Origin of the sequence: Acidocella sp., assembly GCF_050253495.1 — a bacterium.
Classification (GTDB): Bacteria; Pseudomonadota; Alphaproteobacteria; order Acetobacterales; family Acetobacteraceae; genus Acidocella.
In genome coordinates this window covers 44,196-50,614 of record NZ_JBFWIX010000023.1, presented here as the reverse complement: position 1 = coordinate 50,614, position 6,419 = coordinate 44,196, and the positions used below count along the sequence as shown (strand labels likewise).

The 6,419-nt window shown below is 62.0% G+C and carries 7 protein-coding genes; all 7 read left to right on the top strand.

Annotation, left to right across the window (positions count from 1 at the left end; all coding sequences use genetic code 11):
- Positions 1–127 precede the first annotated feature (127 nt).
- The 7 genes from AB7D48_RS14665 to AB7D48_RS14635 all read left to right on the top strand — a co-directional run bounded on the left by AB7D48_RS14665 (position 128) and on the right by AB7D48_RS14635 (position 6,235).
- On the top strand, positions 128–691 hold the full coding sequence (locus AB7D48_RS14665; protein WP_427980574.1) for a hypothetical protein: 564 nt from the start codon (positions 128–130) through the stop codon (positions 689–691).
- A gap of 823 nt (positions 692–1,514) precedes the next feature.
- Entirely contained in the window at positions 1,515–1,808 is a 294-nt protein-coding gene (locus AB7D48_RS14660; RefSeq protein ID WP_427980572.1) for a DUF736 domain-containing protein, read from the top strand.
- Between the two features lie 350 nt (positions 1,809–2,158).
- Positions 2,159–2,440 (top strand): hypothetical protein, encoded by a 282-nt coding sequence (locus tag AB7D48_RS14655; protein ID WP_427980569.1) that lies wholly within the window; start codon positions 2,159–2,161, stop codon positions 2,438–2,440.
- Positions 2,441–2,515: 75 nt separating this feature from the next.
- Positions 2,516–2,680, top strand: a complete 165-nt coding sequence (locus tag AB7D48_RS14650) for a hypothetical protein (protein ID WP_427980566.1) — start codon at positions 2,516–2,518, stop codon at positions 2,678–2,680.
- A gap of 239 nt (positions 2,681–2,919) precedes the next feature.
- Positions 2,920–3,414, top strand: a complete 495-nt coding sequence (locus tag AB7D48_RS14645) for a hypothetical protein (protein WP_427980563.1) — start codon at positions 2,920–2,922, stop codon at positions 3,412–3,414.
- A gap of 360 nt (positions 3,415–3,774) precedes the next feature.
- Positions 3,775–5,640, top strand: coding sequence for a ParB/RepB/Spo0J family partition protein (locus AB7D48_RS14640; protein WP_427980561.1), 1,866 nt, complete (start codon positions 3,775–3,777; stop codon positions 5,638–5,640).
- Between the two features lie 265 nt (positions 5,641–5,905).
- Positions 5,906–6,235, top strand: a complete 330-nt coding sequence (locus AB7D48_RS14635) for a hypothetical protein (protein WP_427980558.1) — start codon at positions 5,906–5,908, stop codon at positions 6,233–6,235.
- Positions 6,236–6,419 lie beyond the last annotated feature (184 nt).

Genomic DNA, 6,419 nt, shown 5'->3' with positions numbered 1-6,419 from the left:
CCGCTTCGAACCCGCACCCTCTGGGTGATCCATCAAACGCGCCCCTCACGGCCATCAACACCATGATTTATATCGGAAATATTGAGATCCTGACAGCAAAATCAGCGATTTACTTGGGGAATGTGGGGTGAACGAATTTCTCGAATGCGTCGATCTCATGAAAAAACACATGCGGATCGAACGTGCTTCTCTCCTTTTCTCTGAAAAGGAATATTTTTGGTGGACCGGGAGAGGCGAGTCAGCACTTTCCGATGAACAGCAATCGACAATAGACGATCTTCTGGAAACCGCGTCCGGGGTTCGGTTTGACCATATGAGCACCGCCACGAAACAAATCGTGTGGAAAGGCGTCCGGTTTTACTACGGTCTTTCCGAAACCGATTTGCCTTACCCTGCCTTCCTTGATACAAAATCGCGTGCATCCAAGCTTCCATTTGCCAATCCACTCGACAAAGAGAATCCGAAACCCACGTGGTCAATCCCTGGCGCCGCGATCATTGCTTTCATTGCTTGCGCGTTCGCTGCTGGAATGCTTGCTGGCAATGTATTATTGCCGCCTGCCTCTCAAAATCCATCGCCGGTTGCAGCCGCTCTTTACAATCGTTCAACCCCGAATGTACCCGAATTTGGCCGGCACGAACAACAAAGCGACGCTGTTCAAATGCGTTCTTCTACCGTTCGGGCGCCTTGATCCCTTAGCACACCCTTTTTCTATCACAGATCCGCCCAAACCGTGTTCTTGATCGAACTCTCTCAAGAGAACCTTCACTTTTACCAAATCATACTCGCTTTCCGAGGCACATAATGAGCGAGCTACAGCAAAACACCTGGACGCATCAGGCGGCCAAGAGGCCGCCTGACCGGGCTCTACTCCGCTTCGCTCCACCAAGCCCCCTGCGGGGTCTCGGCCCTTCGGGTAACGATCCCTTGCGCAAAAGGGACACCGGCACCACCACCGGCAGGCCGCAGGCCGCAACCAGCTCACGGCAGCCCAAAGGCCGAAGCCTCGATCCGCTCCGCTTACGACGATCTGGCCCTGCCGAACCACATCCAACGACCACATCCGATCACCGCCGTCGCACGATGATCGCGCTTGTTCGAGACTTCGCCGCCCATAGCATGGCGTCAATCACCTCTCCCCGATCCCGCGAAACGGGCAATCCCGTCAAAAGGCCATCGCAAACCCCGACCCAACCTGTTCAAGACAATTCAGCGGGCATGAGTGGCGAGTCCGCGACCTCGCCGCAACCGGCACCAGATCGCCATCCGTCTCCCAATGCACGGACACCTACCGACCTCTACCGATGGGGACGATCACCGGCCTGCCGCAACCCCGCAACCTCCACCTGCGGCTATTTTCCCCTGCCCTGCGGGCATTCCTCGCGAAGCAAAATAGCCGCCGGTTCCGGCCCTTCGCTGCGCTGCGGCCGCTCCGCGGTGCAGGGCTCCGGCAGGCCGGTGCTTTTACGTCCCATCGAGGCCGATAGGCGGCCCGTAACCACAGGAGACTAACCATGGCGATCATCGGCACCTTTACCCGCGACGAGAACGGCTTTACCGGCACCATCAAGACCCTGACGCTGAATGTGAAGGCACAGATCAAGAAGGTCGAGGTTGCCAGCGAGAAGGCCCCTGACTACCGGATCACCGCCGGCAGCGTCGAACTCGGGGCCGGCTGGACCAAAACCAGCAATAACGGGCGTGAATACGTCTCGGTGAAGCTGGACGATCCGAGCTTCCCCGCCCCGGTGTTCGCCAGCCTGGTCGAACAGGATGGCGGCTTCGGCCTCATCTGGACCCGCTCCTAACCGGGTCCATCGCACAACGGCGGCCTTCGGGCCGCCGTTCGCATGTCTATGGCCTGCCATCGAAAGCGGGCCAGTAAAAACACGTCGCCGCCGACGCGGCAGCAAAGGGGAGGCGAGCTTTCCCCTCGCCTCCCCAAAGCGCCGCCTACAGGCCAGCAGGGCCGCCCAGGGCGGCAGGGCTACGCCCCGCGCCCCGCGCAGCCCGGCTTGCCCCGCCAGCACTTCTCCCCGCCACACCCCTGTTCACACCAGAAAAAAGGGCGGCGGGTTTTTTCCTTAATCGACGGCCCAATCTGCTATAGTGGCAGCACCCCGCGCCTCGGGGTTCAACAGGGGCAGGAGATTAACAGATGACGGTCATGGCGTTCGACACACTCAAACTGGCGCGGGCACTCAGAGATGAAGCCCATTTCACTCAGGACCAAGCGGACGGTGCCGCCAACGCTATCGCGCAGGCCGTGCACAGCGAACTGGTCATGAAATCCGATATCAACCAACTCGACCTGTCATTGCGGCAGGCCATTAGCGAAGCCAAATCCGACCTGCTCAAATGGACATTCGGAGCGGTAGGGTTTCAGATCGTGGTGATCGTCGGGTTCTTGCTGGCATTGCTCCACGGGATGCACCCGTAATCCGGCATGACCAATCATCCGAATAGAAGTCGCCGGGACCGCCCCGGCGACCGCCTACAGGGGCTAGGCGCAACCGTGTCGCGCGTACCCGAAAAATCCGAACTGCCCAACCTGATCGCCCATATCGTCCGCCTATGGGGCGAACTTCACGAGGCCGATCCGGCCCTCGCCCGCGAACTCGCCCGGAAACTGCCCGCAGCCGATATCCGGCAAGGATACCCCCCTATCCCGCTGGCGTAACTCACCGGCCCTGACGGGCCGGGGTCTTTTTTCGCCGCAGACGCGGCTACGCGGGGCGGCGCGCAGGCTCGCGCCTCCCCAAAGCGCGGCCTGCTGGCGGGCAGGGCCGCTTCCTGGCAGGGCTTCACCCCGCCAGGGCGCAGCCCGGCCCGCCTCGCCCGCACTTTCCCCCTCCATCCGCCTTCGCACCCCAGGAAAAAGAGCCGGGGTGGTCCCGGCCTTTTGACGGAGACAGGGCGATGTCTGAAACCACCACCGAAAATTGCCGGGCAATGGCGGCAATCCTTCATCACTCTTACGACCAGGTTGATTACCTGAACCGGCAGGGCCGCATCAGCTTCGCCACCTGGCGGCTTTACAAGGCACTCTGGACATGGAGCGCCCCACGCTTCTCAGGCCCCGCCAATCTCGCACAAGCCGCTTTCGCGGAAACACTTGGCTGGGATGCCGTGTTTCGGAAGATCGAGCGCACAAAACGACTGATCCAGATCATCGCACGCCTTGGCGAAGGCAAAACCCCGTGGCCCGTGCATGTGACGCCTGCACCCACCACCAGCAGGACCATCGCTTATGGTCATGACGATGCCGTGCAAATCTTCGCGGAATTTGCCGACGCAAGGCCGTCCATTTTGAATTTTGCCACGCGGCTTTGCCATGACTACGGCAAACCCGGCCGTCCGGCGATGATCTGCATCGATCACGAGGATCATTTCTATATCGCCGTTGGCCCCTAATCGCCGCCTTCATCCCGAAAGCGCGCCCGCCCGGTATTCCGGGCGGGCGATCTCATGATGTCTTGATTTCTATATCACTAGAGTCCCTGGCTTCATGCCGGTTCTGCCGCCCGAGGTGATGGCGGCCCTGGCGGGCCGGGACCGATCGCCGCAGACGCGGCGACCGCAGGGAGGGGCGGAGCACCGCCCCTCCCGCAACGGCCCGCTACAGACCGGCAGGGCCGCCCAGGGCGGCAGGGCTACGCCCCGCGCCCCGCGCAGCCCGGCCAGTCCCGCGCGCCATTGCCCCCTCCCCTCGCTCTCACACGCCAGAAAATAGCCGGGGCCTGAAACCGGCATAACCAAAATAGGATTTACGCAATGAACGATATCAATGTTTCCGCCGTGCCGCTGACCAAGCTGGTCCCGAGCGCAATCAATGTCCGCACCACCGGACGCGATAAAGGCATCGATGGCCTTGCCGCCAGCATCGCCTCTCGCGGCCTGCTGCAAAATCTCGTGGTCCGCGCAACCGATGATGGAAAATATGAAGTGGTCGCCGGGGGCCGCCGTCTCGCCGCCCTCAAGCAGCTTTGCAAAACCAAGAAACTGCCGAAATCCTACATGGTGCCGGTGCAGATCGTGGGCGAGGAAGCCGCTCTTGAAGCCAGCCTTGCCGAGAACGTCATGCGCGAGCAGATGCACCCCGCCGACCAGTTCGCCGCCTTCTCCGCCTTGATTGCACAGGGACACAGCATCGAGGACGTGGCCGCCCGCTTTGGTGTCACCCCCGGCGTGGTCACACGCCGCATGAAACTCGCCAGCCTGTCGCCCGTTATCGTCGAAGCGTTCCGGGCCGACAAACTCACACTTGAGCAGGTCATGGGCTTTACCGTTTCGGACAATCACGCCGAACAGGAACAGGTTTTTGCCGATATTTCCGAATCGCACTACCCGGCAGAACGGTCGAGGATCGTTCAGCTTCTCACTCATGAGAAAATGAAAACGACCGACTATCGTTTCCGCTTTGTTGGCGAAGAAACCTACATCGCGGCTGGTGGAGCCATCACGCGCGACTTGTTCGATGACCGGGATACCGGATATGCCGAGGACAGCGCGCTGGTGATGCGGCTCGCCACCGAGCGGCTGACCGCCATGATCCCCGATGTTCTGGCACAAGGCTGGAAATGGATCGAGGCCACCCCCTCCCTGACCTACGACACGTTGCGGACCTTTGCCCGTATTCATACGCGCCATGTTCCGTTGAACGAGGATGACGCGGCCCGCCTGAGCGCCTTGGCTGAGGAATACGACCGGCTCGCGGAAGATGGCGAGACGCCGGATGACGAAACCTGCGAACGGCTTGACGCCATCGATGCGGAGATCGAGACCTTGCGCGACAAGGAACGGGCCTTCAACCCGGAAGAGATGACCCTTGCCGGTGGCTGGCTGACCTTGCACAACGATGGTTCCGTCAATCTTGAACTCGGCTATGTCCGGCCCGAAGATCGGCCCGCGCTGGACGCGCTGCGCCGCCCTTCCCGCGAGAGTGATCTGACCGAGACCAGCGACGACGAGGCCGAGCCGGTGACACCCGCGCCGACCGGCCCCAAGGTTCCCGATGCGTTGCTGACCGAGCTTCACGCCGCCCGCACCATTGCGTTGCGTCTCGAATTGGTAAAACGCCCGGATATCGCATTGCGCGTGCTGGCCCATAGCCTCGCCGTGCGGGAGCTTTCCCACGGCACGCCGGTTCTGACCGTTCACCCGAGCACAACCTACATTCCCGAGAGCCAGCGTGTCGGCAGCCCCGACGAAAGCCCGCTGAACGAGCGGCGCGGACATTGGAATCTCCGCATCGGTGGCGATCCGGCGCGCATGTGGGATGCGGTCATGGCCCTCAGCAATGAGGACGTGCTGGACCTGATCGCGGTTCTCTCCGCCTCTCTGGTGGATGCCACCTACAGCAAGGGGCAACACGGCACCCCCGCCAAGCCCGGCATTTATGCCGATAAACTCGCGGCAACACTGGACCTCGATATGAGGCAACACTGGACCCCGACCGCCGAAACCTATTTCGGACGAGTCAGCAAGGACGCAATCACCGAGGCCGTGACAGAAGCGGCGGGCGAGGCCGAAGCCGCCAAGCTCGCGGGGCTGAAAAAAGCCGTGATGGCCGAGGAAGCCTCCCTCATCGCCGCAGACACCACGTGGCTCCCGGCTCCGCTGCGGACCAACCGGGGCTGACGTTCCGGGGCGGGGAGACCCCCCGCCCCTTTCCCTCACCGGCGTTGGCGTAAATTTCCGGCCCTCCGGGCCGGGGCAAGCGCCGCCAAGGCGGCGCAGCAAAGGGGGCGGCGCGCAGGCTCGCGCCTCCCCCGAAACGCGCCCTGCCGGGCAGCAGGGCCGCGCCAAGGCGCAGCCCGGCTACCCTCGGGCGCATTTCCCCCCTCCATCAGCCTTCAACGCCAGAAAAGGACGGCGAAAGCGCCGCGTATCACGGAGACACGACATGGCATTTTACAAGGAAAAAACCCAATCCGCGCTGGCTGTGCTGGATGCCGAGCGCGAGACAATTCGCCCTGAAAGCTATGCAATCGGCGTGGCGACAATCAAAGCAAATGATTTTCTCGCCTATGCTCAGGACGTGCAGACCGCGCTTGGCAAAGCACGAAATTTCTACTGGACATATCACGGTTCCCAAAAGCTGGTCAGGGCTGCTTATGCCGAGAACCGGCCAGTTGCCGAAGTGGCGGCGGAATTGCTGGACCTGCGCAAACAAGAAATCGCACGGCAACGGCAAGCCACCCGTGAGCTAAACCGCCGAATGGGATGGACATAGAGAAACCCGCAATGTGGTCACATGGTCCCGGATCATGTGACCACATCTCCTTCTGATCCGGCTCGGCCGAGAGATTGCCGGCCCTGGCGGGCCGGGGACCGATCGCCGCAGACGCGGCGACCGCAGGGAGGGGCGGAGCACCGCCCCTCCCGCAACGGCCCGCTACAGACCGGCAGGGCCGCCC

Bases quoted from the DNA above. Each gene is read 5' to 3' on its own strand.
- AB7D48_RS14660 (WP_427980572.1), top strand. From the start codon at position 1,515: ATGGCGATCATCGGCACCTTTACCCGCGACGAGAACGGCTTTACCGGC.
- AB7D48_RS14655 (WP_427980569.1), top strand. From the start codon at position 2,159: ATGACGGTCATGGCGTTCGACACACTCAAACTGGCGCGGGCACTCAGA.
- AB7D48_RS14645 (WP_427980563.1), top strand. From the start codon at position 2,920: ATGTCTGAAACCACCACCGAAAATTGCCGGGCAATGGCGGCAATCCTT.
- AB7D48_RS14640 (WP_427980561.1), top strand. From the start codon at position 3,775: ATGAACGATATCAATGTTTCCGCCGTGCCGCTGACCAAGCTGGTCCCG.
- AB7D48_RS14635 (WP_427980558.1), top strand. From the start codon at position 5,906: ATGGCATTTTACAAGGAAAAAACCCAATCCGCGCTGGCTGTGCTGGAT.